The sequence below is a fragment of the Planotetraspora thailandica genome (assembly GCF_016863335.1).
GTDB lineage: Bacteria > Actinomycetota > Actinomycetes > Streptosporangiales > Streptosporangiaceae > Planotetraspora > Planotetraspora thailandica.
This window is the reverse complement of the sequence record NZ_BOOR01000069.1, coordinates 41,985-68,382: the sequence shown is the minus strand read 5'-3', so window position 1 is coordinate 68,382 and position 26,398 is coordinate 41,985. Positions and strand designations below refer to the sequence as shown.

27 protein-coding genes are annotated in these 26,398 nt (G+C 69.3%); 15 read left to right on the top strand and 12 right to left on the bottom strand.

The window, feature by feature from the left end:
- Window positions 1-2,629: CARDB domain-containing protein (locus tag Pth03_RS35155; protein ID WP_203948792.1), on the top strand; the 2,629-nt coding region annotated here is incomplete at its 5' end.
- Window positions 2,630-2,693: 64 nt separating this feature from the next.
- On the opposite strand, the gene Pth03_RS35150 is transcribed toward Pth03_RS35155, so the two are convergent.
- The 4 genes from Pth03_RS35150 to Pth03_RS35135 form a co-directional block, all read right to left on the bottom strand.
- On the bottom strand, window positions 2,694-3,170 hold the full coding sequence (locus tag Pth03_RS35150) for a hypothetical protein (RefSeq protein WP_203948791.1): 477 nt from the start codon (window positions 3,168-3,170) through the stop codon (window positions 2,694-2,696).
- A gap of 305 nt (window positions 3,171-3,475) precedes the next feature.
- Complete coding sequence (locus Pth03_RS35145) at window positions 3,476-4,432, bottom strand: TIGR03560 family F420-dependent LLM class oxidoreductase (protein ID WP_239119602.1); 957 nt, start codon at window positions 4,430-4,432, stop codon at window positions 3,476-3,478.
- 80 nt (window positions 4,433-4,512) lie between these two features.
- Window positions 4,513-5,256, bottom strand: a complete 744-nt coding sequence (pyrH, locus tag Pth03_RS35140; RefSeq protein WP_203948790.1) for a UMP kinase — start codon at window positions 5,254-5,256, stop codon at window positions 4,513-4,515.
- Window positions 5,257-5,340: 84 nt separating this feature from the next.
- A complete protein-coding gene (locus Pth03_RS35135; RefSeq protein WP_203948789.1) occupies window positions 5,341-6,195 on the bottom strand; it encodes an alpha/beta fold hydrolase in 855 nt (284 codons plus the stop codon).
- Between the two features lie 74 nt (window positions 6,196-6,269).
- Between Pth03_RS35135 and Pth03_RS35130 the strand changes: the two genes are divergently transcribed.
- Window positions 6,270-6,740, top strand: a complete 471-nt coding sequence (locus Pth03_RS35130; RefSeq protein ID WP_203948788.1) for a MarR family winged helix-turn-helix transcriptional regulator — start codon at window positions 6,270-6,272, stop codon at window positions 6,738-6,740.
- A gap of 187 nt (window positions 6,741-6,927) precedes the next feature.
- Window positions 6,928-8,790, top strand: coding sequence for an APC family permease (locus tag Pth03_RS35125; RefSeq protein ID WP_203948787.1), 1,863 nt, complete (start codon window positions 6,928-6,930; stop codon window positions 8,788-8,790).
- Window positions 8,791-8,828: 38 nt separating this feature from the next.
- Here Pth03_RS35125 and Pth03_RS35120 read toward each other — a convergent pair whose 3' ends face one another.
- The 5 genes from Pth03_RS35120 to Pth03_RS35100 form a co-directional block, all read right to left on the bottom strand.
- The gene (locus tag Pth03_RS35120) at window positions 8,829-10,061 is read right to left on the bottom strand and encodes an ABC transporter substrate-binding protein (RefSeq protein WP_203948786.1); all 1,233 of its coding nucleotides are present in this window, start codon (window positions 10,059-10,061) and stop codon (window positions 8,829-8,831) included.
- Between the two features lie 94 nt (window positions 10,062-10,155).
- Entirely contained in the window at window positions 10,156-11,169 is a 1,014-nt protein-coding gene (locus tag Pth03_RS35115) for a branched-chain amino acid ABC transporter permease (protein WP_203948785.1), read from the bottom strand.
- Window positions 11,166-12,047, bottom strand: coding sequence for a branched-chain amino acid ABC transporter permease (locus Pth03_RS35110; protein ID WP_203948784.1), 882 nt, complete (start codon window positions 12,045-12,047; stop codon window positions 11,166-11,168). Before Pth03_RS35110 ends, Pth03_RS35115 begins: the two co-directional genes overlap by 4 nt.
- A 3-nt stretch (window positions 12,048-12,050) precedes the next feature.
- Window positions 12,051-12,758 (bottom strand): ABC transporter ATP-binding protein, encoded by a 708-nt coding sequence (locus tag Pth03_RS35105; protein ID WP_203948783.1) that lies wholly within the window; start codon window positions 12,756-12,758, stop codon window positions 12,051-12,053.
- Window positions 12,755-13,564: an ABC transporter ATP-binding protein gene (locus Pth03_RS35100; RefSeq protein ID WP_239119601.1), complete on the bottom strand. Its 810-nt coding sequence runs from the start codon at window positions 13,562-13,564 to the stop codon at window positions 12,755-12,757. Before Pth03_RS35100 ends, Pth03_RS35105 begins: the two co-directional genes overlap by 4 nt.
- Before the next feature lie 150 nt (window positions 13,565-13,714).
- Here Pth03_RS35100 and Pth03_RS35095 point away from each other — a divergent pair, with 150 nt between their 5' ends.
- From Pth03_RS35095 to Pth03_RS35075, 5 genes are read left to right on the top strand one after another with little or no spacing between them, the layout of a single operon-like run.
- Window positions 13,715-14,797 carry an aromatic ring-hydroxylating dioxygenase subunit alpha gene (locus Pth03_RS35095; protein ID WP_203948782.1) on the top strand — a complete coding sequence of 361 codons (1,083 nt, stop codon included), beginning with the start codon at window positions 13,715-13,717 and terminating at the stop codon, window positions 14,795-14,797.
- 5 nt (window positions 14,798-14,802) lie between these two features.
- Window positions 14,803-15,009 carry a hypothetical protein gene (locus Pth03_RS35090; RefSeq protein WP_203948781.1) on the top strand — a complete coding sequence of 69 codons (207 nt, stop codon included), beginning with the start codon at window positions 14,803-14,805 and terminating at the stop codon, window positions 15,007-15,009.
- On the top strand, window positions 15,006-15,974 hold the full coding sequence (locus Pth03_RS35085) for a PDR/VanB family oxidoreductase (RefSeq protein WP_239119600.1): 969 nt from the start codon (window positions 15,006-15,008) through the stop codon (window positions 15,972-15,974). The genes Pth03_RS35090 and Pth03_RS35085 overlap by 4 nt, the downstream gene beginning before the upstream one ends.
- 45 nt (window positions 15,975-16,019) lie before the next feature.
- The gene (locus tag Pth03_RS35080; protein ID WP_239119599.1) at window positions 16,020-17,207 is read left to right on the top strand and encodes a cytochrome P450; all 1,188 of its coding nucleotides are present in this window, start codon (window positions 16,020-16,022) and stop codon (window positions 17,205-17,207) included.
- 13 nt (window positions 17,208-17,220) lie between these two features.
- Window positions 17,221-18,042, top strand: coding sequence for an IclR family transcriptional regulator (locus Pth03_RS35075; RefSeq protein ID WP_203948779.1), 822 nt, complete (start codon window positions 17,221-17,223; stop codon window positions 18,040-18,042).
- A gap of 15 nt (window positions 18,043-18,057) precedes the next feature.
- Here Pth03_RS35075 and Pth03_RS35070 read toward each other — a convergent pair whose 3' ends face one another.
- Window positions 18,058-18,546 (bottom strand): hypothetical protein, encoded by a 489-nt coding sequence (locus tag Pth03_RS35070; protein WP_203948778.1) that lies wholly within the window; start codon window positions 18,544-18,546, stop codon window positions 18,058-18,060.
- 51 nt (window positions 18,547-18,597) lie between these two features.
- Window positions 18,598-19,740 (bottom strand): ROK family protein, encoded by a 1,143-nt coding sequence (locus Pth03_RS35065; RefSeq protein WP_203948777.1) that lies wholly within the window; start codon window positions 19,738-19,740, stop codon window positions 18,598-18,600.
- A 104-nt stretch (window positions 19,741-19,844) separates the two neighbouring features.
- Here Pth03_RS35065 and Pth03_RS35060 point away from each other — a divergent pair, with 104 nt between their 5' ends.
- The 7 genes from Pth03_RS35060 (at window position 19,845) to Pth03_RS35030 (ending at window position 25,430) form a co-directional block, all read left to right on the top strand.
- Window positions 19,845-20,573, top strand: a complete 729-nt coding sequence (locus Pth03_RS35060; RefSeq protein ID WP_203948776.1) for an amino acid ABC transporter ATP-binding protein — start codon at window positions 19,845-19,847, stop codon at window positions 20,571-20,573.
- A gap of 21 nt (window positions 20,574-20,594) precedes the next feature.
- Entirely contained in the window at window positions 20,595-21,515 is a 921-nt protein-coding gene (locus tag Pth03_RS35055) for a glutamate ABC transporter substrate-binding protein (RefSeq protein WP_203948775.1), read from the top strand.
- Window positions 21,515-22,159, top strand: a complete 645-nt coding sequence (locus Pth03_RS35050) for an amino acid ABC transporter permease (protein WP_203948774.1) — start codon at window positions 21,515-21,517, stop codon at window positions 22,157-22,159. The genes Pth03_RS35055 and Pth03_RS35050 overlap by 1 nt, the downstream gene beginning before the upstream one ends.
- Complete coding sequence (locus Pth03_RS35045) at window positions 22,156-22,965, top strand: amino acid ABC transporter permease (RefSeq protein WP_203948773.1); 810 nt, start codon at window positions 22,156-22,158, stop codon at window positions 22,963-22,965. Before Pth03_RS35050 ends, Pth03_RS35045 begins: the two co-directional genes overlap by 4 nt.
- Window positions 22,958-23,908 (top strand): asparaginase, encoded by a 951-nt coding sequence (locus Pth03_RS35040; RefSeq protein ID WP_203948772.1) that lies wholly within the window; start codon window positions 22,958-22,960, stop codon window positions 23,906-23,908. Before Pth03_RS35045 ends, Pth03_RS35040 begins: the two co-directional genes overlap by 8 nt.
- Window positions 23,905-24,651 (top strand): copper homeostasis protein CutC, encoded by a 747-nt coding sequence (locus Pth03_RS35035; protein ID WP_203948771.1) that lies wholly within the window; start codon window positions 23,905-23,907, stop codon window positions 24,649-24,651. The genes Pth03_RS35040 and Pth03_RS35035 overlap by 4 nt, the downstream gene beginning before the upstream one ends.
- Window positions 24,652-24,884: 233 nt before the next feature.
- Window positions 24,885-25,430, top strand: coding sequence for an SAF domain-containing protein (locus tag Pth03_RS35030; protein WP_203948770.1), 546 nt, complete (start codon window positions 24,885-24,887; stop codon window positions 25,428-25,430).
- On the opposite strand, the gene Pth03_RS35025 is transcribed toward Pth03_RS35030, so the two are convergent.
- A complete protein-coding gene (locus tag Pth03_RS35025; protein ID WP_203948769.1) occupies window positions 25,368-26,357 on the bottom strand; it encodes a hypothetical protein in 990 nt (329 codons plus the stop codon). The two genes, Pth03_RS35030 and Pth03_RS35025, sit on opposite strands and share 63 nt — an antisense overlap.
- Between the last annotated feature and the right edge of the window lie 41 nt (window positions 26,358-26,398).

The following is a 26,398-nucleotide window of genomic DNA, read 5'->3' as shown; positions in this document are numbered from 1 at the left end:
ACGCACGCAGACCATCGAGGTGCTCGGCCGCGAGCAGAACGCATCCGGCTTCACCAGCCTCGTCGCGCCCGCGCCGTACGTCTTCAACCCGGCCTCCGGCAACACGGTGACCATCCCGGTCACCGCACGAGTCGCCGACGTCCAACTCAAGATCACCTCAAACACCGGCGCTCCCGCCGGCCAGATCGCCGAGTTCCAGGTCTTCGGCACCGCGGCACCGAACCCCGACCTCACGGTCACCGACCTGTCGTGGACCCCGGCCTCCCCGAACGAGACCAACGCGATCACCCTGTCGGCCACGGTCAGGAACGCGGGCACCGCCGCCTCGGCCGCCGACAGCGTCAACTTCAACCTCGGCGGCGCACTGGTCGGCACCGCGGACATCCCGGCGCTCGCCGCAGGCGCCACCGCCACGGTGACGCAGAGCATCGGCACCCGAGGCGAGGGCAGCTATGCCGTCAGCGCCCGCGTCGACGCCGACAACACGGTCTTCGAGACCAACGAGACCAACAACCTCTACACCGCCGCCTCCCAGCTGGTGGTCGCGCAGGCTCCCGGCCCCGACCTGCAGGTGCTCGGCGTCACCTCCAACCCGGCGAACCCGGCCGTCGGCGCGGCCGTCACGTTCACCGTGGCGGTGAAGAACCGCGGCACCACCGCCTCCGGCGCGCCCACGGTGACCCGCATCGCCGTGGGCGGCACGACGCTCAACACCAACACCGCCTCGATCGCCGCCGGAGCCACGGTCAACGTGGCCGTGAGCGGCAGCTGGACGGCCACCGCGGGCGGGGCCACCATCACCGCGACCGCCGATGCGACCGGCGTCGTCGCCGAGACCAACGAGACCAACAACACGTTCTCGCAGGCGATCGTCGTCGGCCGCGGGGCCGCGGTCCCGTGGGTCGAATATGAGGCGGAGAACGCCAGCTACCAGGGCACCCTGCTCACGACCGACCCGCTGCGCACCTTCGGGCACACCAACTTCGCCACCGAGTCGTCCGGCCGGCAGTCCGTACGGTTGAACGGCACCGGGCAGTTCGTCGAGTTCACCTCGACCAACGCCACCAACTCGATCGTGGTGCGCAACTCGATTCCCGACGCGCCGAACGGCGGCGGCATCGACGCCACGATCAGCCTCTACATCAACGACACCTTCGCCCAGAAACTGACCCTCTCGTCCAAGCACAGCTGGCTGTACGGGAACACCGACGGGCCCGAGGCGCTGACGAACACCCCCCAGGCCGACGCCCGGCGGCTGTTCGACGAGGCCCACGCGCTGCTCCCGCAGTCCTACCCGGCGGGCACCAGGTTCCGGTTGCAGCGCGACGCGTCCGACACGGCCGCGTTCTACATCATCGACTTCATCGACCTGGAGCAGGTGGCGCCTCCGGCGAGCCAGCCGGCCGGCTGCACCTCGATCACGACCTACGGCGCGGTGCCGGGCGACGGGCTCGACGACACGACCGCGATCCAGCGGGCGGTGACGGACGACCAAAACGGCGTCATCAGCTGCGTGTGGATCCCGGCGGGACAGTGGCGCCAGGAGCAGAAGATCCTCACCGACGACCCGCTGAACCGGGGTCAGTACAACCAGGTGGGCATCAGCAACGTCACGATCCGCGGCGCGGGCATGTGGCACTCCCAGCTGTACACCCTCACCGAGCCGCAGGACGTGGTGGGCGGCATCAACCACCCGCACGAGGGCAACTTCGGCTTCGACATCGACGACAACGTCCAGATCTCCGACATCGCCATCTTCGGCTCAGGCCGCATCCGCGGCGGTGACGGCAACGACGAGGGCGGGGTCGGCCTGAACGGGCGGTTCGGCAAGAGCACCAAGATCTCCAACGTGTGGATCGAGCACGCCAACGTGGGAGTCTGGGTCGGCCGCGACTACGACAACATCCCCGCGCTGTGGGGCCCCGCCGACGGGCTCGAGTTCAGCGGCATGCGCATCCGCGACACCTACGCCGACGGAATCAACTTCACCAACGGCACGCGCAACTCAAAGGTGTTCAACTCGTCGTTCCGCACCACGGGCGACGACGCCTTGGCGGTCTGGGCCAACCAGGCCGTGAAGGACCGGGTCGTCGACAACACCCACGACAACCACTTCGTCAACAACACCATCCAGCTGCCCTGGCGCGCGAACGGCATCGCGATCTACGGCGGCTACGACAACTCGATCGAGAACAACCTGATCTACGACACCATGAACTACCCGGGCATCATGCTGGCGACCGACCACAGTCCCCTGCCCTTCTCGGGGACCACGCTGATCGCCAACAACGCGATCTACCGCGGCGGCGGCGTCTTCTGGAACGAGGACCAGGAATTCGGCGCCATCACGCTGTTCCCGTCGAGCCTGGACATCACCGGGGTCACCATCCGCGACACCGACATCTACGACTCGACCTACGACGGGATTCAATTCAAAACGGGCGGCGGCAATATGCCGAACGTCGCGATCACCAATGTGAAGATCGACAAGTCGAACAACGGCGCGGGGATCCTGGCCATGAGCGGCGCACGCGGCAACGCGACGCTGTCGAACGTGACCATCACCAATTCGGCCACCGGCAACATCGTCAGAGAGCCGGGCACTCAATTTGTGATCACCGGCGGCTAGCCGTACCGGCGACCGCGTGAAAGAGGCCTCCCCGGCGACTGCCGGGGAGGCCTCTTTCATGACATTACGCCGGAACGGTGGGAGCCAGCAGCGTCGCGGTGACGGTGACGACCGGGGCCGGAGCCGCCGCCGGGGCCGGGGCCGGAGCGACGACCGAACGGCCCGTCGACGGGTCGCCGTAGTACGGCTTCGCCTTCGACTTGGACTCGGACTCGGACTCGGACTCGTTGTGCTGCTTCTGCTGCGGGTGGGTCTGGTTGTCGCTCTTCTGGAACGGCGTCACGAGCAGCGTGAAGTCGCGCATCAGGAACTGACGCTGGTGCTGGTGCTGACGCGCGTGCTGACGCTCGCGGTTGTGGTTCCAGTTGCGGTTGTGGTTGCGGTGTCCGCGACCCCAGCCGCCACCGCCGCAGCCGCAGCCACCCATGACGGTGGTGGCATTCGCGGCGCTCGAGGTCACCGCGGTGCCGAGGGCGACGACTCCACCGGTCAGCGCGGTGCTGACGGCGAGAACGCCGATGAGGCTCTTGAAGCTGGGCATTTCATTTCCCCCCTGAAAAACGTGGTGCCCTATTGCCACGAGCTCCCCGGACAATCGGGCATATGCGCTTCTGGCAACCCATATAGGGTTATCCAGCTGTCTTCTTGCTTTCCGTGACGACTATGCGACAAACGGTGATCAGTCGCTTTTGCACGCCTCTTAGCGCTTTGTTGGCGAGGTTGACCCACTAGCGCACTCATTGCTCGGAAATGTGATTTATGTCCGATTTGCAACCGTGGAGGGCAAGCCATTCCCGCCTGAACACGCAGAAGGCCCCGGCACAGCCGGGGCCCCCTTTCAGGCGCCTACGCGGTGGCGACCTTCATCCCCGCGAGGTGCGGCAGGACCTCCGCGGCGATCAGAGCGATGTGCTCCAGGTCGTGGATGTCGAGGATGAACAGGTAGACCGTGTCGATGCCGAACTCGCCGTGCGCCGCGATCCGCTCGGTCACCTCTTCCGGAGAGCCGATCGCGGCGATGCCGCGGAAGAACGGCGCCATGCCGGCCGCCCGGCGTTCCACCTCGGCCTGCGTGGACCCGCACGCGATCGGCAGCAACGACGAGCGCCGCGGCTCGCCGGGATCGCGGCCGATGTCCTCGCAGGCGCGCGTGAAAGTGGCCATCTGCGCGGCCAGGTCGCCGCCCAGGCCCGCGTTGAACTCCGACGCGTACCTCGCGGCGATGGCCGGCGTGCGTTTCGGCCCCGTTCCGCCGACCAGGATCGGCGGATACGGCGACTGCGCCGGCCGGGGTGGCGCAGGGTTGGCTTCGATGCGGTAGTGCGCACCGTCGAAGGAGAACTCCTGGCCGTCCGGCGTCGACCACAACCCGGTGATGACCGCCAGTTGCTCCTCCAGCCGGTCGAACCGTTCACCCGTGCCCGGGAACGGGAGCCCGAACGCGGCATGTTCCCTGGCGTACCACCCGGTGCCGATCCCCAGCTCGACCCGGCCACCGCTCATCTCGTCGGCCGAGGCCACGATCGTCGCCAGCAGGCCGGGAGCCCGGAACGTCGCCGCGCTCATCAGCGCGCCGAGCCGTACGCGACGGGTGTCGCGGGCCAGGCCGCCGAGCGTGGTCCAGCAGTCGGTGGGCCGGTAGGTCCGGTCGTCCGGATCGACGCCGAGCAGGTGGTCCGAGCGGAAGAACCCGTCGAATCCGCCCTGCTCGGCCGCCCGCGCGAGCGCGAGGATGTCCTCGTAGCGGGCCCCGTGCAGAGGCTCCATGAGAACACGGAGCCTGATCCCGTCCGTTCGTGCCATTCGCCACACCGCCTTCGTCTGGGTCACCCCGTCGCCGTACGAGAGGTGACTCCTACTATGCGGAGCGAACGCCTGCGTGATCAAGAAGCCGGTCGTGCTCCGGCGGCATCAGCGGTGATCACGGTCCCGACGTCCTCGCCCTGGCAGATGGCGCGCATCGCCCCCCTCGCCGCCACGTCGAACACGTGCATGAGGAGCCCCTGCTCGTTGGCGAGCACGAAGGCGCTCTCGTCCATGACCCGCACCCCCGCCGCCAGCGCTTCCCTGTAGGTCAGGTCGGTGTAGCGCTTCGCGTCCGGATTGAGGTTCGGGTCGCTGTCGTAGACCCCGTCGACGCCGCGCTTGGCCACCAGCAGCGCGTCGGCGTCCAGTTCAAGGGCTCGCTGGACGGCGGGATAGTCGGTGGTGACAAATGGCTGGCCGATGCCGCCGGCGAGCAGCACGATCAGCCCGCGGCGGAGATGCCGGTCGGCGCGCAGCCGGATGAACGGCTCGGCCACGCTCTGCATGGGCATGGCGGTCATCACGCGCACATCGGTTTCCGAGCGTGCGGTCAGCACGCCGCGCAACATCAGCGCGTTCATGACCGTGCCGAGCATGCCGATGTTGTCGGCCTCGGCCCTGCCGATGCCCCAGCCGTCGGCCATCCGGCCGCGGAAGTAGTTGCCGCCTCCGATCACGACCGCGATTTCGATGCCGAGCTCGTGAACTGAAAGGATCTCGTCGGCCAATTGCGCCAAGCTGGCCGGATCCGTTCCCCAGCCCGCGTCCCCCGCGAGAGCTTCTCCGCTGAGCTTGACCACGACACGTGAATACCGACCCATGCCCGTTCCCTTCACGGCCGCGCGACCGGCGACCCGGCCAAGCCTATGAGACGCGCTCCGCAGCGGCCGCGACGGGTTGACGCCTCAGCCGAGGAACTCGGCCAGACCCTGGTTCAGGTGCTCGGGATGCTCGGTCGGCACGGTGTGGTGCGAGACGCCGGGCAGGACGGCCGTGAGCACGTGGGGCATGACCCTGCGGGCGTTGGCCGCCACCGTGTGGATGTCGTGTGACCTGCTCTTCTCCGCGAGGAGCAGCAGCGTGGGAACGGCCGAGGCCCGCAGCCGGCCCGGGGCGGGACGGCGAGGCATGACGACCTTCGCGCCGGGGAACTCCGCGCCCAGGCACATCAGTCTCAGCCACGCCGGGTCGACGGGCATGCCGCCGGTCTCCCACCTGATCAGTGCGCGCACGCGCTCGGCACTCGGCCTGGCGACGACGGGTACGGACCGCAGGCGGTATCGGGCCCCCATGCCGGCGAAGCAGTTAGTCGGGTCGACGAGCGCGAGCCTGCGCACCCTGCCCGGCGCGTGCAGCGCGTAGGTGAGGGCCAGCCACCCGCCGTAGGAGTGGCCGCAGAGATCCACGTCGCCGAACCCGAGTGCGCCGAGCAGCGTGTCCAGCCAGTCCATGAGGCCGGCCACGTCGGCGAGGGGCCGGCCGTCCGCGACGCTGCGGCCGGGACTCCCGATGACGTCGACCGCGTAGACGCGATGCGCCAGGCTCAGCCGTCCCACATTGGCGAACCAAACGGCCGACGTCGCGCCGCCGCCGTGCAGGAGGACCAGCGGCCGGCTGTCGCGCGGCCCGCAGACGTTGACGTGCGTCGTGCCGTACGGCGACGGCACGTCCACCGGCTCGACGGAGACCGGCCATTGGGCCATGACGGCGTCGTAGGCGGCGACGTACTCCCCCGATGGCTCCCCCGATGACCGGGTCATGAGACTCCTTGTACGGTTGTCACGATGGACAATATTCTCGGTTAACGAGATAGTCGACATCAAGGGAATTTCGGATGGACATCGACGACCAGGACCCGGGCATGCGTCTCGTCCATCTCCTGCGCACCCTCACGGTGGAGTTCGACCTGGTCGGAGCGGACTTCGCGGCCACGCACCTGTTGCACCCCACAGATTTGCGCGCCCTGATCCATCTCCTCGACGCCGCGCGGGCGGGGATCAGTGCGACACCCGGCTGGCTCGGCGAGCAGATGGGCCTTCAGTCCGCCTCGACCACCGGCCTCGTCGACCGGCTGGAGAAGGCGGGACACATCCGCCGGGTCCGGGACACACAGGACCGCAGACGGGTCCTGCTCGTCGTCGGGGATCAGGCGGTCGCCCTGGGATGGGCGTTCTTCGGTCCGCTGATCACGGAGCTGGTCACGGCGATGCGGTCGTTCTCCGAGGAGGAACTCGCGACGGTGCACCGGTTTCTCGCCACGATGACCGAGGTCGTGCTCGCCGCACGGCGAGCGGGGACGCCATGAGGTGACGAGGTTTTCGGCCGTTCCGTTCGGGCTATCGCCAAGGTGAGCTCGACCTATCCGCCACGCCACCACACGGAGTGACGTTCACGGCGGCAGGCACGACCGAGGGGACGTCGCCGATGACACGCCTGCGCACCGATCCCGCGCGCACGGCCACGCGCGCCCCGGGCGGCAGGGTTGCCGGCCCGTGCTGACCTCGGCGTTGCGGTCGGTGTGGCGGTTCCTCATCGGGCCGCCGCTGCGGGCGCGGGACGTCTCCAAGGAGCAGATCACTCCGGCGGAGGGGTTGTCCGCGTTGTCGCTGGACGCCCTCACCTCGGTGGCCTACGGGCCCGAGGCGATCCTCGCCGTCCTCGCCGCGGCGGGGGTGGCGGCCCTCCACCTCGTCCTGCCGATCACGGTCGCCATCGTGATCCTGCTGGCGATCCTCGTGCTCTCCTATCGCCAGGTGATCGACGCCTACCCGGGTGGCGGAGGCGCGTACGCGGTCTGCCGGGCAAATCTCGGCGCCCGGGTCAGCATGCTCGCCGCGGCCGCGCTCATCGTCGACTACACCTTGACCGTCGCGGTCTCCATCGCCGCCGGGGTGGGCGCGCTGACCTCGGCGTTCCCCGGCCTTCGCGACGCGACCGTGCCGATCAGCCTGGGCATCCTGGCGGTCATCACGCTGCTCAACCTGCGTGGCCTGGGCGACACCGCCCGGGCGTTCCTGCTCCCCACGATGGTTTTCATCGTGGGACTGCTGGCCGTCATCGCCATCGGGCTGCTCCATCCACTGGCGACCGTACGGCCCGGCCACGCTCCCCCGCCCGTGGAGGCCGTGGGGGTGCTGCTGGTGCTCAAGGCCTTCTCCGCGGGCTGCAGCGCGCTCACCGGGGTGGAGGCGATCGCCAACGGGGTGCCGCTGTTCAAGGAGCCCCGGCAGGTGCGGGCCAAGAGGACCGAGGCGCTGCTGGGCGTGATCCTCGGAGCGATGTTGCTGGGCCTCGCCGTACTGGCGGACCGGTGGCATCTCGCGCCGCGCCCGGGCGAGACGGTGCTCAGCCAGGTCATGGCCGCCTCGGTGGGGAGGGACTGGGCCTACTACCTGATGTCCCTGACCATCACGCTGGTGCTCGCCCTCGCCGCCAACACCGCGTTCGGCGGGCTGCCGGTGCTGACCGGGTTGCTGGCCAGAGACAACTACCTGCCCCACCTGTTCTCCCTGCGCGATGACCGCCAGGTGTTCGCGTCGGGCATCTGGGTGCTGGCCGTGCTTTCCGGCGCGCTGCTCGTCGCGGTCGGCGGGCAGACCCTCGCGCTCATCCCGTTGTTCGCCATCGGGGTGTTCACCGGGTTCACGCTCTCGCAGAGCGGGCTGGTCGTGCACTGGTGGCGGGCGCGTCCGGCGGGCTGGCGGCATCGCGCGATCGTCAACGGCGTCGGCGCCGTCACGACGGCCGCGGCCACGCTGGTGTTCCTGATCACGAAATTCACCGCCGGGGCCTGGGTCGTCGTGCTGGCGATACCCGTCTTCATCGCCCTGTTCGGCCGCATCCGCCACTACTACGACCGGGTGGGGCGCATTCTCGGCCTGGACGAGATCCCGGGAAGGCCCCGGCCCGTACGCACCCTGGTGGTCATTCCCGTGACCGGGGTCTCCCGGTTGGCCGAGCACGCGATCGGGCAGGCCCTGTCGATCGGTTCGGAGGTCGTGGCCGTCACCGTGGTGAGCGGCGACCCGGGCGAGACGGCCGGGCAGGCCCGCGAATTGCACGAGCGGTGGGAGCGCTGGAACCCCGGGGTGCCGCTGCGGGTGCTGCGCACGGAGTTCGCCTCGGTGGCACGGCCGGTCGTGGCCTTCATCGACGAGCTGCGCCGTAGCCGCGACGAGCAGATCATCGTGCTCATCCCCGTGCTGGTCCCCGCCCGGCTGCGCTACGGCCTCCTGCACAACCATCTCGACCTGGTGCTCAGCAACGCACTGCGCCATCACCCGGAGGTCATCGTCGCCCGTGTCCCCATGCCGCTCCATCTCGACGACCGAGGAGACGACCGCGGGATGGGCTGAGGCGGCCTCCGTCCGGGGGAGACCGCCTCAGGCTCAGATCATTCGATCAGGCTCCACTTGCCGTCCTTGAACTGCTGGACGTGGAGCCGGTCGAGCGGCGGCCCGGTCAACGAGGCGTGCAGCTCCAGCCCGGGCAGGAGCAGCGGTACGGAGCCGGTCAGGTGCTGGACGGTCTGGACCAGGCCGTCACGGGTGATGTCCTTGGTCTCCTGAAGCGCCTTGACCAGTGTCGCGGCGGCGCCGTACCCCCAGGCGGCGTTGGGGACGGTCGGGTCGGCGCCCGGCGCGCTGGTCTTCATGCGGGCGATGTAGTCCTGCACGTCCTTGTCGGCCGCCCACTGCTGGTCGTCGGCCGCTTTCACGAAGGCGGTGCTGTAGATGCCGTGCGAGCCGTCCAGGCCCGAGGGCTTGATCACCTGGTCGACGGACGAGACCAGGCTGACCAGCAGGTGCTCGGGGTTCCAGCCCAGCTCGGCCGCCTTCGACAAGGCTCCCGCCGTCAGCTTGGGGATGGCGATCGCCGAGAACAGCACGTCGGCCTTCGAGGCGGCCAGCTTGGTGATCTGACTGTCCAGCGTCGGGTCGGTCGCCTCATAGGTCTCCTGCGCGACGATCTTTACCTTGCTGCCGCCGATGCCCGAGGTGAACCCGTTGACGAAGGCCTTGCCGAGATCGTCGTTCTGCGAGATGACGGCGACGGTCAGGTCCTGGTCCCTGGCGGTGAGGAACTTGGCGTACGCCGCGCCCTCCGTCTCATACGTGGGCTGCCAGCCGACCGTGTACGGCTTGGCCTTCTGATCCTGGCTGAAGACCGCCGCGCCGCTGTGCACGAACAACTGGGGCACCTTCTCGGAGTTGGCCGAGTCCATGATGGCGAGGTTGGGGGCGGTGCCGAACGTCTGGAACAGCGCGAAGACGTTGTCCTGCGTGGTCAGCTTCCTGTAGTTCTGCACGGCGCGGGCGGGGTCGTACCCGTCGTCGTACTGGACGACCTCGATCTTGCGGGTCTTACCGTCGGACATCTTCACGCCGCCCGCCGCGTTGATCGCGTCGAAGTAGGACTTGGCGCCGTTCATGGCGGCCGTGCCGTTTGCGGCCAGCGGACCGGACAGTGCGTAGCTCGCGCCGATCTTCACCGTGGTGTCGGTGACGCCGGGCGCCTGCGAGCCGCCGGAGGAGGACGTTTCACCGCGGCCGCACGCGCCCAGCGCGAGCACGGCGGCCACGAGGATGGCCCCGGCCCGTAGAGCAGGTGAATGCGCTTGATTCATGTTCCACCCTTTTGTCAGTAGGTCGCGAATGGTGGGAGAGGTGCGCCATATCGGGAAGAGCAGCGAAAAATCAGTAAGCGCGAGGTGATGTCGTTCAGTCGCCAGGGGCGACCGCCCTCCCCCGCCGTCCCGCCACATTCCGTACGACCCGGTCGAGCGCGGGGGCCACGCCCCGGGGCATCAGGAGCATGACCGCGAGCAGGCAGACGCCGTACAGAAGGTAGGACTGGCCGGCGCTGACCTCACCGGTGACGTTGGGCACCACGACGTAGAACGCGGCGCCGAGCACGCACCCGAGCAGGCTGCGCAGGCCGCCGATGGCGAGCCCGGCGAGCAGCGAGATGCTGAGGGTGAGGATCAACGTCTCCGGCGAGATGAACTGCACGGCGACGACGTACAGCACGCCCGCGAACCCGCCGTAGACGGCCGACAGGGTGAAGGCCAGCACCTTGTACCGGGTGACGTGCACGCCCTGGGCCGTCGCCAGCGCCTCGTCGACCCGGACGGCGTCGAACGCCCGCCCGAAATGACTGCGGCGCAGGGCGGCGGCCAGCGCGAAGACGAGCGCGGCGCCCGCCGCGACGACGTAGTAGTGCCACTGGTCGGCGGCCAGCCCGGTCCACTCCGGAGCCTCGGCGATGGTGACGTTGAGGCCCTGAGCTCCCCCTGTGACGACCTCCAGGCGTTTGGCGAGAGGCACCGCCACGACGGGCAACGTCAAGGTGATCATGCCGAGGGCGTAGCCGCGCAGGCGTGCGGCGGGAACGGCCACCAGGCATCCCACCACGCCGGCGAGGACCACGCCGAACAGCAGCCCGGCCCACACGGGCCAGCCGCGGTCGGCGCAGACCGCGACGCCGTAGGCGCCGATGCCGAAGAACGCGCTCTGCCCGAGCGAGACCTGGCCGGTCCAGCCGACGAGGATGTCCAGCCCGAGGATCGCGACCGCGTAGACGAGGGTCAGCGTCACCTGGAGGTTGGCGAACGGGCTCATGACCAGTGGGAAGACCGCGAGCACGATGACCAGGGCGGCCCCGGTGAGCATCCGCCCGTACGGCCGGCGGGCGGCTCCGCCGTCCGGCTTGACCAGATCGATCATGAGGCTCATACCCGCCGCACCTCCTTGTGGCCGAAGACGCCTTCGGGCTTGAACAGCAGGATGAGGATCATCAGCACGAGAGGCACGGCGATCTTCATGTCGCCGCCGACGAACGAGATGTACGTGCCGGCGAGGTTCTCCACCACGCCGATGAACCAGGCGGCCAGCACGGTGCCGATCGCCGAGTTGAGCCCGCCGAGCACGGCCGCCGCGAGCGCGTAGGTGAGGACGGAGTCCATCATCTCCGGCGCGAGGTACAACTTCGGGGCGACCAGGCAGCCGGCGAGCGCGCCCACCGCGGCGGCGAGCCCCCAGCCGAGCATGAGCAGCCGGCCCACCGGAAGGCCCAGCAGAGCGCTCGACTCGGGGTTGGCGGCGACCGCTCGGAAGGCGAGCCCGAGCCGGGTGTGCCGGAACAGCCAGCCGAGCGCCAGCACGACCACGAGCAGGACGGCGATCGTGCCGAGCGTGCCGAACCCGATCGTGCCGCCGTTCCCCGAGCCGACGCCGCCCCGGGGAAAGGCAGAGGGGAACTGCTTGAGCACGGTGCCCCAGATCAGACTGACCACCCCGTTGATGGAGATGAGCAGCCCGACGGTGACAACGATCGCGGCGAGCGGCTCGCCCTTTTCGAACCTGCGGATCAGGAGGCGCTCGGCCAGGGCGCCCGCGACCAAGGAGCCGGCGATCGCGGCCACGATCGCCGCCCAGACGGGCACCCCGGCGTCGTAGAGGGTCCACGCGACGTATGTGGAGATGACCGCCATCTGGCCCTGCGCGAAGTTCACGATGCCGGTCGACTGGTGGACCAGCACGAGGGCCAGGGCGAGCGTGGCGTACACCGATCCGGAGCTGAGTCCGTCGAGTATCTGCTGCACGAGGTTCATCGGTCAGTTCCCCAGGTAGGCGCGGCGGATTTCGTCATGGCCGGCGATCTCCGCGGCGGTGCCCGCCAGTGCGACCCGCCCCGACTCGAGCACGACGGCGTGGTCGGCGACGCGCAGCGCGAGGTCGGCGTTCTGCTCGACCACGAGCACGGTGAGCGCCCACTCGTCGCGGAGCCGGGGCAGCAGGACGAACACCTCCTTCGTGACAAGCGGGGCCAGCCCGAGCGACGGCTCGTCGAGCAGCAGCAGGGACGGGCGGCCCATTAACGCCCGGGCGATGGCCAGCATCTGCTGTTCCCCGCCGGACAGACCGGCCGCCTGGGAGCGGGCCCGCTCGGCCAGCACGGGGAACAGCTCGCGCAAGCGGCGCAGGTCTGCGCGCACCTGCGCCCGGTCGCGCCGCAGCAGCGCCCCGGCATGCAGGTTGTCGTCGACGCTGAGCCGCCCGATGGTCCCGCGGCCCTGGGGCACGTGCGCAACGCCCAGGCGGGCGACGGCGTCGGGAGCCGCGGGCACCTGCCGTCCGTCGAGGAGGATCTGTCCGGTGAAGCGGACCAGGCCGCTGACGGCGCGCAGCGTCGTCGTCTTGCCGGCGCCGTTTGCGCCCAGCAGGGTCGTGATCGAGCCGTCGCCGACGCGCAGGCTCACGTCGTGCAGCACCTGGGCCTTGCCGTACCCGGCGTGCACGCCGTGCAGTTCGAGCGTGCTCACGCGACCCCCAGGTAGGCGGAGACGACGACGGGGTCGGACTGCACGGCCTGCGCGGTGCCCTCGGCGACCTTCCTGCCGCCGACCAGGGCGACGACGTGGTCGGTGACGGCGGAGATCAGGCCCATGTGGTGCTCGACGACGATCACGGTCAGGTCGTGGTCGGCGCGGATGCGGGTGATCAGCTCGCCCAGCTCGCCGACCTCGGCGTGCGTGAGCCCGCTGGCAGGCTCGTCGAGGAGCAGCAACCGCGGCCTGCTCAGCAGCGCGCGGGCGATCTCGACCCGCTTCTGCGAGCCGTACGGAAGGTCTCCCGCGGGAGTGCGCTCCACGCCGGCCAGGCCGAGCAAGGCGAGCAGTTCGCGGGCCTCGGCGGCGAGCGCGCGTTCGCGCCTCCTGCCGCCGGGCAGGGCGAGCATGGCCGACAGCACCGAGCCCGGCAGCGTGCTGTGCCCGCCGAGCAGCACGTTGTCCAGGACGGTGCGCTCCGGCTGCAACGCCGGGTGCTGAAACGTGCGGGCGATGCCGAGCCGCACCTTCCGGTGGGCGGGAACGCCGAGCACGTCCTGCCCGGCCACGCGGATGCTCCCCGCCGACGGCCGGTAGTATCCGCTGACACAGTTGAACAGCGATGACTTGCCCGCTCCATTGGGGCCGACGAGCCCGCAGATCTGCCCGCCGCCGACGTCGAAGCCGACGTCCTCCAGCGCCGTCACCCCGCTGAAACGCAATGTCAGATCGCGCACCTCTACGAAGGCCTGCATTCCGTGGTTCACACCCCACCCGCCGGTCTCGCGTCGGACGGCCACGGCTGGCCGCCCTTCTGGTTGGTGGAAGCGTCCCGGAAAGTGATGTAGGTCTCGATACGACTTCCGGATGCCGGAAGTCATGTTTCATCCGAGTGTCCCCACGACCGATCCTCAAGGCATCGACGAACCCGACGAGATCGGACGTGCATCGTGGGCTTTCCAGTCAAATTCGCCAGGAACCGGTGGTACGTCGCCGCCTACACCAGTGAGGTGACCCGCGAGCTCCTGCCCCGCACGATCTGCGGCGAGGCCCTGGTCTTCTACCGGACTCAGGCCGGTCAGGTCGTCGCGTTGTCGGACCGCTGCGTGCACCGCAGGTTTCCGCTGTCCGAAAGCCACCTCGACGGCGACAACGTGGTGTGCGGTTACCACGGGTTCACCTATGACACGTCCGGCACGTGCGTGGCCGTGCCCGGCCAGCGGCGCATCCCCCGTACGGCCCGCGTGCCCGCCTTTCCGGTCGTGGAGCAGGACTCGTTCGTGTGGGTGTGGATCGGCGACGCGGCCGAGGCCGATCCGGCCGGCATCCCCCGCGCGCCGTGGCTGGACCACCCCGACTGGACCGCCGTCCACGGCCGCGAGCCGCTGGACGCGCCGTACGGCCTGCTGGTCGACAACCTCCTGGACCTGTCCCACGAGACCTATCTGCACGGCGGCTACATCGGCACGCCCGAAGTCGCCGAGACGCCCATCAAGACCGAGGTCGACGAGGAACGGCAGATCGTCTACGTCAGCAGGCACATGGACGACGCGGCCTGCCCGCCGTTCTACGCCAACTCCACCGGCATCACCGGGCGCATCGTGCGCTGGCAGGACATCGAATACCACCCGCCGTGCCTCTACCTGCTGCACAGCAGGGTCGCCCCGGTGGGCGTGCTCCCCAACGCCGACGGCTCCGACCCCGGCGGCTTCCACGTCGAAGTCGTGTACGCGATCACCCCGGAGACGGAGAACTCCACGCACGACTTCTGGGCGGTCGCGCGCGACTTCGCCGGGGACGACGACGGCGTCTCCGACTTCCTGCGCGAGAGCAACAGGACCGTCGTGCTCCAGGACGTCGTCGCGCTCAACACGCTGGCGAAGGTGCTGGAGACCGAACGCGACGGCTACCAGGAGTTGAGCATCAACATCGATACCGGCGGCCTGGCCGCGCGGCGCCTGATCGCGGCGCAGATCGCGCAGGGCGCGGGGGCCGAGCCCGCCCGCGCCCCGAGCGCCGCGGCCACGGGATGACGGCGGTGGACGGCCGCACCGGCAGGACGGGCTCGATCTACACGGTCGAATGGGTTCCTGGCACCGACCTGCTGCTCGGGATCTGCCACTGCGGCGCGCGGCGGCGGTTCGAGGACCCCATCGAGCTGTGGGACTGGATGCTCGGGCATCCGGAGGGCCACCGGAGCCCCGCGGATCCCGCCCCCGAACCGGCCCTCACCCGCCGGGCATGATCGCGATGGGCGGGCCCGCCGCGGAGAAGGAGTTCGTCTCCGTCGTCCGGGACAAGACCGTCGTCGCCGACGGCGTGGTGACCCTGGAGCTCGGCCGCCCCGACGGGAGCCCCCTGCCGCCGTGGCGACCCGGAGCCCACGTCGATCTCATCCTGGACCGCGGGCTCGTACGGCAGTACTCCCTGTGCGGGGACCCGGCCGACCTGTCGGCCTACCGCGTCGGTGTGCTGCGCGAGCCGGCCGGCCGGGGCGGGTCCGCGTACGTGCACGACACGCTGGCCGTGGGCGACCGCGTGCTGACACGCGGCCCGCGCAACCACTTCGCGCTCGACGATGCCCCCTCTTACCTCTTCGTCGCCGGAGGCATCGGCATCACCCCCCTGTTGCCGATGATCGTGGAGGCGGACACCCGGAACTCCCGCTGGAGCCTGCTGTACGGCGGGCGCACCCGCCGGTCCATGGCCTTCCTCGACGTGCTCGAGCGGTACGGCGACCGCGTCCTGGTGCACCCGCAGGACACTTCCGGGCTGCTCGACCTGCGCGGATTCGTCGCCGGCTGCACAAACGGCACCCTCGTGTACGGCTGCGGCCCCGAGCCGATGCTCGCCGCGCTGGAGGACGCCTGCGGCGTCCGGGCGCGGGAGATCCTGCGCGTTGAGCGATTCTCCCCGAAGGAGGAGGTCCACACCGGCGGCGACGGCGCCTTCGACGTGGTGCTGGCGCGGTCCGGCCTCACCGTCAAGGTCGGCCCCGGGCAGACCGTCCTGGAGCGCGTCGAGGCCGCGGGCGTCAACGTGCTGTCGTCCTGCCAGGAGGGAACCTGCGGCACCTGCGAGACCGACGTGTTGGAGGGCACGCCCGACCACCGCGACTCGCTGCTCACCGAGGACGAGCGCGCCGAAGGGACGACGATGATGATCTGCGTCTCCCGCTGCCTGGGTGAACGGCTCGTGCTCGACCTTTGACCCCCCACCAGCAGAGCGAGGACAACGTTGACCGACCCTGCCCCTGTGCTGGACGACGATCCGTTCAGCGACGACTTCCTGGCCGACCCCTATCCCCGGCACGAGCGCATCCGCGACGCCGGCCCCGTCGTACGGCTCTCGCGGTACGGCATATGGGCGTCCGCCCGCCACGAACAGGTCTTCGCCGCGCTGACCGACTGGCGCACCTTCTCGTCGGCATCAGGCGTCGGGCTGGCCGACTTCCGCAAGGAGAAGCCGTGGCGCGTGCCGAGCCTGCTGCTCGAAGCCGACCCGCCCGGCCACACCCAGGTGCGCGAGGTCATGGCCCAGGTGCTGTCGCCTCGCCGGGTGCGCGGCCTGCGCGAGAGGTTCGCGCCCGTGGCGGACGAACTCGTGAGCGACCTGGTCGAGCGCGGCTCCTTCGACGCCGTCCGCGACCTCGCCGAGGTCTTCCCGCTGCGGGTCTTCCCCGACGCCGTCGGGCTGCCGGAGGAAGGCCGGGAGCACCTGTTGCGGTACGGCGACATGGCCTTCAACGGCTTCGGCCCCCGCAACGACCTGTTCGGCCGGGCGATGGCGGACGCCGAACAGGTCCAGGCGTGGATCACGGCGGCCTGCCGCCGGGAGAACCTCGCGGCCGGCGGGCTGGGCCGCGACATCTGGGCCTTCGCCGACACCGGCACGATCACTCAGGAACAGGCGGCGATGCTGGTTCGCTCGCTGCTCAGCGCCGGGGTCGACACCACGGTGTACGCCATCGGGAACGCGCTTGCCGCGCTCACCGCACACCCCGGCCAGTGGGCGCGGCTCCACGACGACCCCACGCTGGCCAAGCACGCCTTCGAGGAGGCGATCCGGTACGAGTCCCCCGTGCAGACCTTCTTCCGTACGACGACCAGGACGACCGACCTCGGCGGCGTGTGGATCGGGCCTGGGGAGAAGATCCTTCTCTTCCTCGGTGCAGCCAATCGCGACCCACGCAAATGGGAGAACCCCCATACACTCGAGATCACTCGCCGGGCTGCGGGGCACGTCGGGTTCGGGATGGGCGTGCACGGCTGTGTCGGCCAGCAGATCGCCCGTCTCGAAGGCGACGTGGTCCTGTCCGCGCTCGCCGAGCGCGCGGCCACGCTCACCCCGACGGCTGCGCCGGTGCTGCGGCCGAACAACACCCTGCGCGGGTTCTCCAGCGCGCCGATACAGGTGGACAAGGCCACCGTCCGACGCAGATGAGGAGATCGGTGGCATGGCATACCCCTCGCCGTCGAGGAGCGGCGGCCCAGGCACGGATGGAAGCAGGACCGTCAGCTCGCGGCTGCTCGCGCTGCTCGACGTGTTCACCGCGGCCCAGCCGCAGCTCACCCTGTCCGAGATCAGCAGGCTGGCCGGGGTGCCCCTCAGCACCGCGCACCGGCTGCTCGGCGAGCTGTCGGCCTGGGGGGCGCTGGAGCGCGGCGCCGACGGCAGATACCGCATCGGGCTGAAGTTGTGGGAGCTCGGCTCGCTCGCCCCTCGCGGCCTCCCGCTGCGCGAGGTCGCGCTGCCCCTGATGGAGGACCTGTACGAGGCGACGCACGAGAACGTCCAGCTCTCGGTGCGTGAAGGCGCGGCCGTGGTGTTCGTCGAGCGGATCTGCGGGCGCGGGGCGGTGCCCACCCTGACCCGAGTGGGCGGGCGCTTCGCCATCCACGCGACGGGCGGCGGCCTGGTGCTTCTGGCGCACGCTCCGCCGGAGATTCAGGAGCAGGTGCTGTCGGAGACGCTGCAGAAGTTCACGCGGTACACGATCGACAGCCCGTCCAAGCTGCGCCGGGTGCTGGCCGAGGTCAGGCTCAGGGGTTACGCGCTCAGCGACCGCCAGGTCACCGAGGACGCCTTCACGGTCGCGGCGCCCATCTACGGCCTCAGCGACGAAGTCGTGGCGGCGTTGTCCCTGGTGGTCAATCACCAGGGCGCCGAGCCCGCCTACCTGGTGCCGCTGGTGCTGTCGACCGCCCGCAGCATCTCCCGCCTGCTCGGGGCGCCCGGCTCGCAACATTCCGAAGACGCGCGCTACCTGAGGAACTGACCGGATCAGAGGCCGTCAGGCCGAGGCGGGCGGCTCCTCGAGCTTCTTCCACGTCTCCCGCACCTGGACGGACGGCCCGAGCACCTCGGCCAGCGACGAGGGCAATGCGGGGGTGTGGTCCCCGTCGATCTCCCTGGTGCCACCCGGCCAGGTCAGCTGTAGCGACGTCATGGTGTAGCCCTTCTCGGTGTCGCCGGAGTGTGCGACCTCCACCGAGGTCAGGTCGGTGACGGCGACGGTGCGGGAGGAGACACGGCTCACGAGACGTACCTGCTGCGGTGTGAACTCGGCGGTCAGCACCTCCCTCCTGCCCAGCACGGCCCCCAGGACTCCGCCGACGACGACCATGCCCCCGATGTAGTAGGCCCACCACACGCCCACGGGGAGAAATACGGCCAGGACGAGCCCCATGATCAACGAGAGGCTCAGCCAGGTGAACGCTCCCTGAAGGAATCCCCAGCGCAGATACTTCGCGTTCCAGGTGAAGGACTCGTCACCGGCCATGAACGCATGATGACTGTTCGTCAGCCCCGCTGCGACCCCCTTCGCAGCCGGTCAGCGGAGCACGGCGTCGAGGAGCAGGGTGCCGGCGCCGAGTAGCGCGGCGTCGGGTCCCGAGCGGGATACGGCGATCTCGAGGTCGCGGGTGGCCAGGGGCAGGCAGCGCTCGTACACGGCGGCGCGGATAGCAGAGATCAACGGTTCGGCCCTGGACAGGCTGCCGCCGACGACGATCGCGTCGGGGTTGAGGAAGTTGACCAGGACGGTGAGCACCTCGCCGATGAGGCGGCCGGCGTTCCGCACCAGGGCGGTCGCCTCGGGGATGCCGTCGTCGACGAGGGCGACGACGTCGGAGGGCCGCCCCACGGCGATCCCCTGCTCGGCGAGCACGCTCATCAACGCGGCCCCGCTCGCGTAGGCCTCCAGGCAGTCGAGGTGCCCGCACGAGCACGTGACCGACGAGTCGGTCCTGACGCGGACGTGACTGATGTCGCCGGCGGCGCCGCGCCCGCGGTGCAGGGATCCGTTGACGATGACGCCGCAGCCGATGCCGCTGCCGGCCTTCAGCACCATGAGGGTCTCGGCGTCCGGCCACGCACGAGCCTCCCCCACGGCGAGGAGGTTGGCGTCGTTCTCCACCAGCACCGGCAGGTCGTAGTGGGCGCCGAGGTGCTCGGCGACGGGGAAGTTGTTCCATCCGGGCATGCGTGAGGGCGACACGACGCGGCCGGTGGCCGGGTCTACGGGTCCGGGCACACCGGTGGCGATTCCGCGCAGCGGCACTCCGGGCGGCGCATGCGTGGCGAGCAACTCCTCGAAGGAGGCCGCGATCCAGTCCAGCGTCGCCTCAGGGCCGAGGGCGATGTCGCAGGGACGCTCTTCGACGACCAGCGGGGAGCCGCTGAGGTCGAGCAGGCCGAGACGCGCGTGACGGCCTCCGAGGTCGGCGACCGCGAGCAGACCGGCGGAGGGGCTGACCCGCAGCCGCCGGGGGCGGCGGCCGCCCCGCGAACTGCCCGAGCCCTCCTCCACGAGGAGACCGCTGCCGATCAGCTCCTCGACCCGCAGGGAGACGCTCGACGCCGCCAGGCCGGAGAGACGGGCCAACTCGGCGCGTGACTCCGCCTGCCCGCCGGCGACGAGCCGCAGGAGGTCGCCCTGCGCTCCCCGGACCGGCAGCCGCTCTTTGCCTGACATGGACAGAGGAATACCACGCATGAACTTTCTACGGCAATACGTTGACCTGCGCCGGAATCATAGATTACGTTCCGCTTTATCTTCGATTTCGAAAGAAGTTGGCGATGATCCGAGTTCAAGGCCTCAACAAGTGGTTCGGCGATCACCACGTGCTCCGCGACATCGATCTCGAGGTCGCACAGGGTGAGGTCGTCGTGGTGATCGGCCCGTCCGGCTCCGGCAAGTCCACGCTGTGCCGGTGCCTCAACCGGCTGGAGTTGGCCGGTTCCGGGGAGATCCTCATCGACGGCGTGCCGGCCCCGGTGGAGGGACGTGCACTGGCGCGGCTGCGGGCCGACGTCGGCATGGTCTTCCAGTCCTTCAACCTTTTCCAGCACAAGAGCGTGCTGGACAACGTCATGCTCGCGCCGATGAAGGTGCGCGGCGTCAGCCGTACGGAGGCGGAGAAGACCGCCCGTGAACTGCTGGCCCGCGTGGGCATCGCCGACCAGGCCGGCAAGATGCCCGCCCAGCTGTCGGGCGGGCAGCAGCAGCGGGCGGCCATCGCCCGGGCCCTTGCCATGCGGCCCAAGGTGATGCTGTTCGACGAGCCGACCTCGGCCCTGGACCCCGAGATGGTCGGCGAGGTGCTCGACGTGATGGTCCAGCTCGCCGCCGACGGCATGACCATGGTCGTCGTCACCCACGAGATGGGCTTCGCCCGCCGCGCGGCCGACCGCGTGGTGTTCATGGACGACGGTCAGATCGTCGAGACGGCGAAGCCGAACGCCTTCTTCGAATCCCCCACGACGGACCGCGCCAGGAGCTTCCTGGCCAAGGTACTCACACACTGATCGCAAAGGATGGTGGGCCCGATGGTGTCCATGAGGCGGGTGGCCGCTGTCGCCGCCGTGTCGATGATCGGCCTTTCGGCCTGTTCCGGAACGGATTCGGCGAACTCCGCGGTGCCGGGCGCGCCGCCCAAGGACAACAGCGTGATCGCGAACGCTCCGGTCGCCGCCGCCGCGGACATCCTCCCCGGCTCGACGATGGAGAAGATCAAGCAGCGGGGCGAGCTGATCGTCGGCGGCTCGCTCGACGCGCCGCTGCTCTCCCAGCAGAACCCGGTCACCGGACAGGTCGAGGGGTTCGACGCCGACATGGGCAAGGCCCTGGCGAAGTACATCATCGGCCAGCCCAAGGTGAAGATCGTCAACTCGGCGTCGGAGACCCGTGAGGCCCTGCTGAGCAACGGCACCGTCGACGTCGTCTTCCAGACCTACACGATCACGCCGGAGCGCGCCGAGCAGGTCGCGTTCGCCGGGCCGTACTACTCGTCCGGGCTGACCATCGCCGTGAAGAAGGGCACGACGGGGATCGCCAAGCCGGAGGACCTGAACGGCAAGACCGTCATCGCGGGCGCCAACACGCCCGCCATCCCCGCCATCAAGCAGATCGCGCCGCAGGCGGACATCGTGACGTTCGGCAGCGACCCCGAGTGCATCCAGGCCCTCAAGCAGGACCGCGGCGTCGCCTACGTGCAGGACGAGACCCTCCTGGTCGCCGACGCCCAGAAGGACCCCACCATCCAGGTCGTCGGCTCGCCGTTCACGACCGACCCGTACGGCATCGGCCTCAAGCACGGCGACGACCAGTTCAAGAAGTTCGTCAACGACTGGCTCACGAAGATGCAGGCCCAGGGCGTCTGGCAGCAGATCTGGAAGAACTCGCTCGGCACGGTCGTGCAGGGTGAGGCGCCGGCCCCGCCGCAGATCGGATCGGTCCCGGGTTCCTGATGTCCGCGCTCCTCGATCATCTGCCCGAGTTCTGGCAGGGGCTGATCGTGACCCTCCAACTGACCGCGGCGTCGTTCGCCGGCGCCGCGGTCATGGGGCTGGTCGTCACCGCGTTGCGGGTGAGCCCCGTTCCCGTTCTGCGCGGGATCGGGACGGCCTACGTGGAGACCCTGCAGAACCTGCCGCTCCTCGTGCTGCTGGTGCTCGCCGTCTTCGGCCTGCCGGAGATCGGGATCAAGGCCGGCCTGCTGGTCACCGCCATCGTCGTCATCGCGCTCTACGAGGGGGCCTACATCGCCGAGGCCCTGCGTTCCGGCGTCAACGCGGTCTCCGCCGGGCAGGGCGAGGCGGCGCGCGCGCTCGGGCTCACCTTCGGCCAGTCCCTGCGCCACGTGATCCTCCCCCAGGCTCTGCGGACGGTGGTCCAGCCGATCGGGAACATCTTCATCGCGCTGACGATGAACACCTCGCTGGCGGCCGCGATCGGCGTGGTCGACCTGACCGCGACCGCCAACCGGGTCAACCTCCTCGAAGCCCAGCCCATCCCGATCTTCGTCGGCGCCGGCCTGGCGTACGCCCTGATCGCGGCCTGCGCAGGCTTCGTGACCGGACGGCTCGAACGGCGGCTGGCGGTGATCCGGTGAGCAGCGCGTTGTTCGACGAACCCGGCCCTCGGGCACGTCGCCGCATCAGGGCGGCGACCGTCGTGGGCGCGCTCTTCCTGCTCGCCTTGGCGGCGCTGGCCGTCCGCCAGTTCGCCGCGAACGGTCAGCTCGCCGCCGCCCGCTGGGAGCCGTACGCGACCTGGCCGATGTGGCGCTACCTGCTCGGCGGGCTGTGGTCCACCGTTCTCGCGGCGCTGGTGTCGGCGGCGCTCGCCATGGCGGCCGGGCTCGCCCTCGCACTCGGACGGCTGTCGCGCCGCCCGTGGGTCCGCCGGCCGTCCGCCGCCTACGTGGAGGTCGTGCGCACGATCCCCGCGCTGCTGCTGGTCTACGTCGTGCTGTTCGCGCTGCCCCGGTACGGCCTGGACCTGCCGCTGTTCTGGAAGCTCGTGGCGCCGCTGACCGTCTCGAACGCCTCGTTGTTCGCGGAGGTCTTCCGTGCGGGAATCCTGTCCATCGAGCGAGGTCAGGGTGAGGCCGGGCTCGCGGTCGGGCTGACACACGGGCAGACCATGCGCCTGATCGTGCTGCCGCAGGCGGCGCGGCGCGTGCTCCCCTCGATCGTCAGCCAGTCGGTCGGGCTGCTCAAGGACACCTCGCTCGGCTTCGTCGTCAGCTACGCGGAGCTGCTCTACAGCGGCAAGGTGCTCGCGGCCTACAACGGCCTGCTCATTCAGACCTACATCGTCGTCGCGCTGGTCTATCTGGTGGTCAACGCGTCCCTGTCCAAGCTGGCCCGCACGCTGGAGGCGCGCCAGCCGCGAAGGAGGCCTTCCCGTGCCTGAGTTCGTCCCGCTCGCCGAGGTCGTGCGGTCGGGGTTCGTGGAGAGCGTGCACTTCGGCAGCGCCGTCGGCCTCGGGCCCGACGGACGCGCCGTCGTCGCGCGCGGGCCCGTCGGCGCGCCGGTGCTGCCGCGCTCGTCCGCCAAGCCGTTCCAGGCCCTGGCCTGTCTGTTGTCCGGAGCCGACCTCCAGGGTCCGCGCCTGGCGATCGCGGCGGGAAGCCACACCGGCGAGGACCTCCACGTGCGACTGGTCGCCGAGATGCTCGGCGAGGCCGGGCTCGGCTTCGACGCCCTCGGCTGCCCCGCCGACTGGCCGGAGGACGAGAAGACCCGCCTCACGCTCATCCGCGGCGGCCACGGGCCGGCGCGCGAGCGCATGAACTGCTCGGGCAAGCACGCCGCGATGCTCGCGGCGTCGGTGGCCTCCGGCTGGGCCGTCGACTCCTATCTCGACGCCGACCACCCCCTGCAGCGGCGGGTACGGGCCGTCGTGGAAGAGCTGTCCGGGGAGAAGGCGGCCCACGTCGCCGTCGACGGGTGCGGGGCGCCGCTGTTCGGCCTCTCGCTGGAGGGGCTCGCGCGAGCCGTACAGGCCCTGGTTCTCGCCGACCCCGGAACGGCGCCGCGGGCCGTGGCCGACGCCATGCGCGAGCATCCCGAATACGTCGGCGGAACCGGCCACGTGAACACCTCGCTGATGGTGGCCCTTCCGGGCGCGGTGGCGAAGGGCGGGGCCGAGGGCGTGCTCGTCGTCGCGCTCGCCTCAGGACACGCGGCGGCGGTCAAGGTCATCGACGGGAGCCCGCGGGCCACGACGGCGATCGCCCTGGCGACGCTGCGGGCCGCGGGCGGCGACGTCGCATCCGCTGCCGAGTTCGCGACCGTTCCGGTGCTGGGCGGGGGAATCCCGGTCGGCGAGATCCACGCTCTGGGGGAATCGTGAGTCTCACCTACGAGATCTGCATCGACAGCACGGCGGGCGCGCTGGCGGCCGAGCGTGCCGGGGCCCACCGGGTCGAGCTCTGCTCGGCGCTCTTCGACGGCGGGCTGACGCCGACGCTCGGCACAGTGGAGACGACCCTGGCGGCCGTCTCGTCGATCCGGGTGCACGTCATCATCCGGCCGCGGGGCGGCGACTTCGTCTACGACGCCCACGAGATCGCGGCCATGGAACGCGATGTGGCCACGATCCGGGAAGCGGGGGCGCACGGTGTGGTGATCGGCGCGCTCACGCCGTCCGGCGAGGTGGACGCCGACGTCGCCAAGCGGCTCATCGCCGCGGCCGAAGGGCTCTCGGTCACCTTCCACCGCGCCTTCGACATGGCGGCCGACCCCTTCGCCTCGCTGGAGACGCTGGTCGGGCTGGGCGTCGACCGGGTGCTCACCTCGGGCCAGGACAGCTCGGCCCTGGAAGGCGCGCCGCTGATCGCGTCGCTGGTCGAGCGGGCCGGCGACCGCCTGATCGTCATGCCGGGCGGAGGCATCACGCCCCGCAACGTGAGCCGCGTGGTGGAGGCGACCGGGGCGCGTGAGATCCACTTCGCCGCCCTGGTGGACGAGGAGAGCCCCGCCGTCCATCGCAACCCGTATCCGTTCATGGGCGGGGAGCTGCGCCGGCCCGAATACGTGCGCCAGGTCACCTCGCGTGCCCTGGTCTCGGAGGTGATCAGCGCGTCGGCGCGCTAGAAGGCATCGGTCATTCCCGGCTTCACGAGCCAGTCACGCCCGATCCAGGCATCTGATCGACAGAGATCTGAGCGATGGCAGGACGTCTCATCGAGGCTGAAACCCATGAACTGAGCGCAGAAAATTTCGGGGTCCGTGAGCGAGCGCGGAGACAAGCCAACAACGCTACGTTAACGACCGTGCCCTTGTTAGGATCTGTCGCCTCTCCCCGCCGGCCCTGGAGTTTGTCACGCGTGGCATTCACTCTGGCATGCGTGATCATAGTTGGCGGCGTCGCCGTTCTTATCGGGTTCCGTCACCCCTCAAAGGTTTATGTGGCGACTGCGGACCTGCCTGCGTTCCATCGGATCACGGAGCGGGATGTCCGCCTGCAGGAGATGCCCGAAGGCGACCTTCCACAAGGATCGATGAAAAACTTGGACTCACTGGTCGGGAGATACACCCTCACACGCCTGGCCAAGGACAAACCGTTCGATGAACCTTCACTCGGGCCGCTATTGGCACCCGGAAGCCTCGACGGCTTGTTGTTCGCGCCGGTCGAAGCGACTCCCGAATCCACCTTGGGAAATCGACTAACGCGCGGCGACCGCGTCAACGTATTGTTGTCGAGCACCACCGACAAACCGACATCAGCAGAGCTTACCGATGTCCTTGTAGTGGATGTGACAAAGGAGGTCGTGGTGATCGGCATAACCCCGGCCCAATCGAAGACCTTATTACGGGCCCTGGGCACCAACCGCATCTCCATCGTTCGTCTGAGGGCCTACGCCCGCCCTTGAGTCACCTGCTCGGCGGGAACGATGCCGACTCTGCCCGTGCGACCATCCGGGTGACCCGCCTATGACGACGAATCTGGTTATTGTCTTGAACGCGTCCCGTTCGTCACGCACATCTTCTGGCGTCGGCCACGTCTCCAGGAGTCGATCCCGATAAAGATCGAATGCAGTCCGTTGCTGCTCACCCAACTCCTCTGCCCCACTCAAAGCAAAACGGTAGGAGGCATAGGCACTGATGTACCCGCCGCCTACGACCAGGATGTACAGCAAAGGCGACTGACCCGTCAGCAGAAGGGTCACCCCGGAAATCGTAGTGGCGAGTGAGGCTTGAAATGAGACGACCAGCGGAAACTCATAGTTCGCTACATACTCTTCATAATCGCGCTGAAACTGCTCCGGGAGCAGCGCGAACAGCCTCGGCCAGAAAATTATCGTGTCAATGCCGTACCGGTCTCTTGGATAGCTCTCCGCAGCTTGAAGGACGTTACCCAATCTTGTGGGGAAAACATTTTCTTCTTTATTCGGATAGCGATAGTAAGCGGTGACCGTGTCCGGCTCCGACCCATCTAGGTCATTGAGCAGATCCCGCATACGCTCCGCGTGCCACCGCACTCCCGGAACGTTCTCACAGCCAAGATGCGCACTGAGCCGTCGCAGTGGATACCCCTCATAGAGACGGACGATGCCACGCCACTGGCTCGATACCGCTGCGGCCAGAAACCAGACGGTCGCCAGGTAACCCAGCAGAACGATGATCTTCGTTATCGCGTCCAGCCCCGCCCACCAAGTCGATAACTGCACAAAGGTCGTCAGAGACGCTGCCACAAGCGAAGTGGTCAGACTGACGAAGACAAATGTAGGAAGCAGCGCATTGAACAAGAACCGTCTCGGAAAAGATCCGGCAATCTGCTGGGTGAACTGGTCTAACACAATTCCTCTTCAGCGTGGCCTCTGCGGCGAAGGATCTCCGT

Excerpts from the sequence above, each read along its gene's own strand:
- Pth03_RS35150 (WP_203948791.1), bottom strand. The coding sequence starts at position 3,170 with ATGCCCAGCTTCAAGAGCCTCATCGGCGTTCTCGCCGTCAGCACCGCG.
- Pth03_RS35145 (WP_239119602.1), bottom strand. The coding sequence starts at position 4,432 with ATGGCACGAACGGACGGGATCAGGCTCCGTGTTCTCATGGAGCCTCTG.
- pyrH (WP_203948790.1), bottom strand. The coding sequence starts at position 5,256 with ATGGGTCGGTATTCACGTGTCGTGGTCAAGCTCAGCGGAGAAGCTCTC.
- Pth03_RS35135 (WP_203948789.1), bottom strand. The coding sequence starts at position 6,195 with ATGACCCGGTCATCGGGGGAGCCATCGGGGGAGTACGTCGCCGCCTAC.
- Pth03_RS35130 (WP_203948788.1), top strand. The coding sequence starts at position 6,270 with ATGGACATCGACGACCAGGACCCGGGCATGCGTCTCGTCCATCTCCTG.
- Pth03_RS35120 (WP_203948786.1), bottom strand. The coding sequence starts at position 10,061 with ATGAATCAAGCGCATTCACCTGCTCTACGGGCCGGGGCCATCCTCGTG.
- Pth03_RS35115 (WP_203948785.1), bottom strand. The coding sequence starts at position 11,169 with ATGAGCCTCATGATCGATCTGGTCAAGCCGGACGGCGGAGCCGCCCGC.
- Pth03_RS35110 (WP_203948784.1), bottom strand. The coding sequence starts at position 12,047 with ATGAACCTCGTGCAGCAGATACTCGACGGACTCAGCTCCGGATCGGTG.
- Pth03_RS35085 (WP_239119600.1), top strand. The coding sequence starts at position 15,006 with ATGATCGCGATGGGCGGGCCCGCCGCGGAGAAGGAGTTCGTCTCCGTC.
- Pth03_RS35075 (WP_203948779.1), top strand. The coding sequence starts at position 17,221 with ATGGCATACCCCTCGCCGTCGAGGAGCGGCGGCCCAGGCACGGATGGA.
- Pth03_RS35070 (WP_203948778.1), bottom strand. The coding sequence starts at position 18,546 with ATGGCCGGTGACGAGTCCTTCACCTGGAACGCGAAGTATCTGCGCTGG.
- Pth03_RS35065 (WP_203948777.1), bottom strand. The coding sequence starts at position 19,740 with ATGTCAGGCAAAGAGCGGCTGCCGGTCCGGGGAGCGCAGGGCGACCTC.
- Pth03_RS35060 (WP_203948776.1), top strand. The coding sequence starts at position 19,845 with ATGATCCGAGTTCAAGGCCTCAACAAGTGGTTCGGCGATCACCACGTG.
- Pth03_RS35055 (WP_203948775.1), top strand. The coding sequence starts at position 20,595 with ATGGTGTCCATGAGGCGGGTGGCCGCTGTCGCCGCCGTGTCGATGATC.
- Pth03_RS35050 (WP_203948774.1), top strand. The coding sequence starts at position 21,515 with ATGTCCGCGCTCCTCGATCATCTGCCCGAGTTCTGGCAGGGGCTGATC.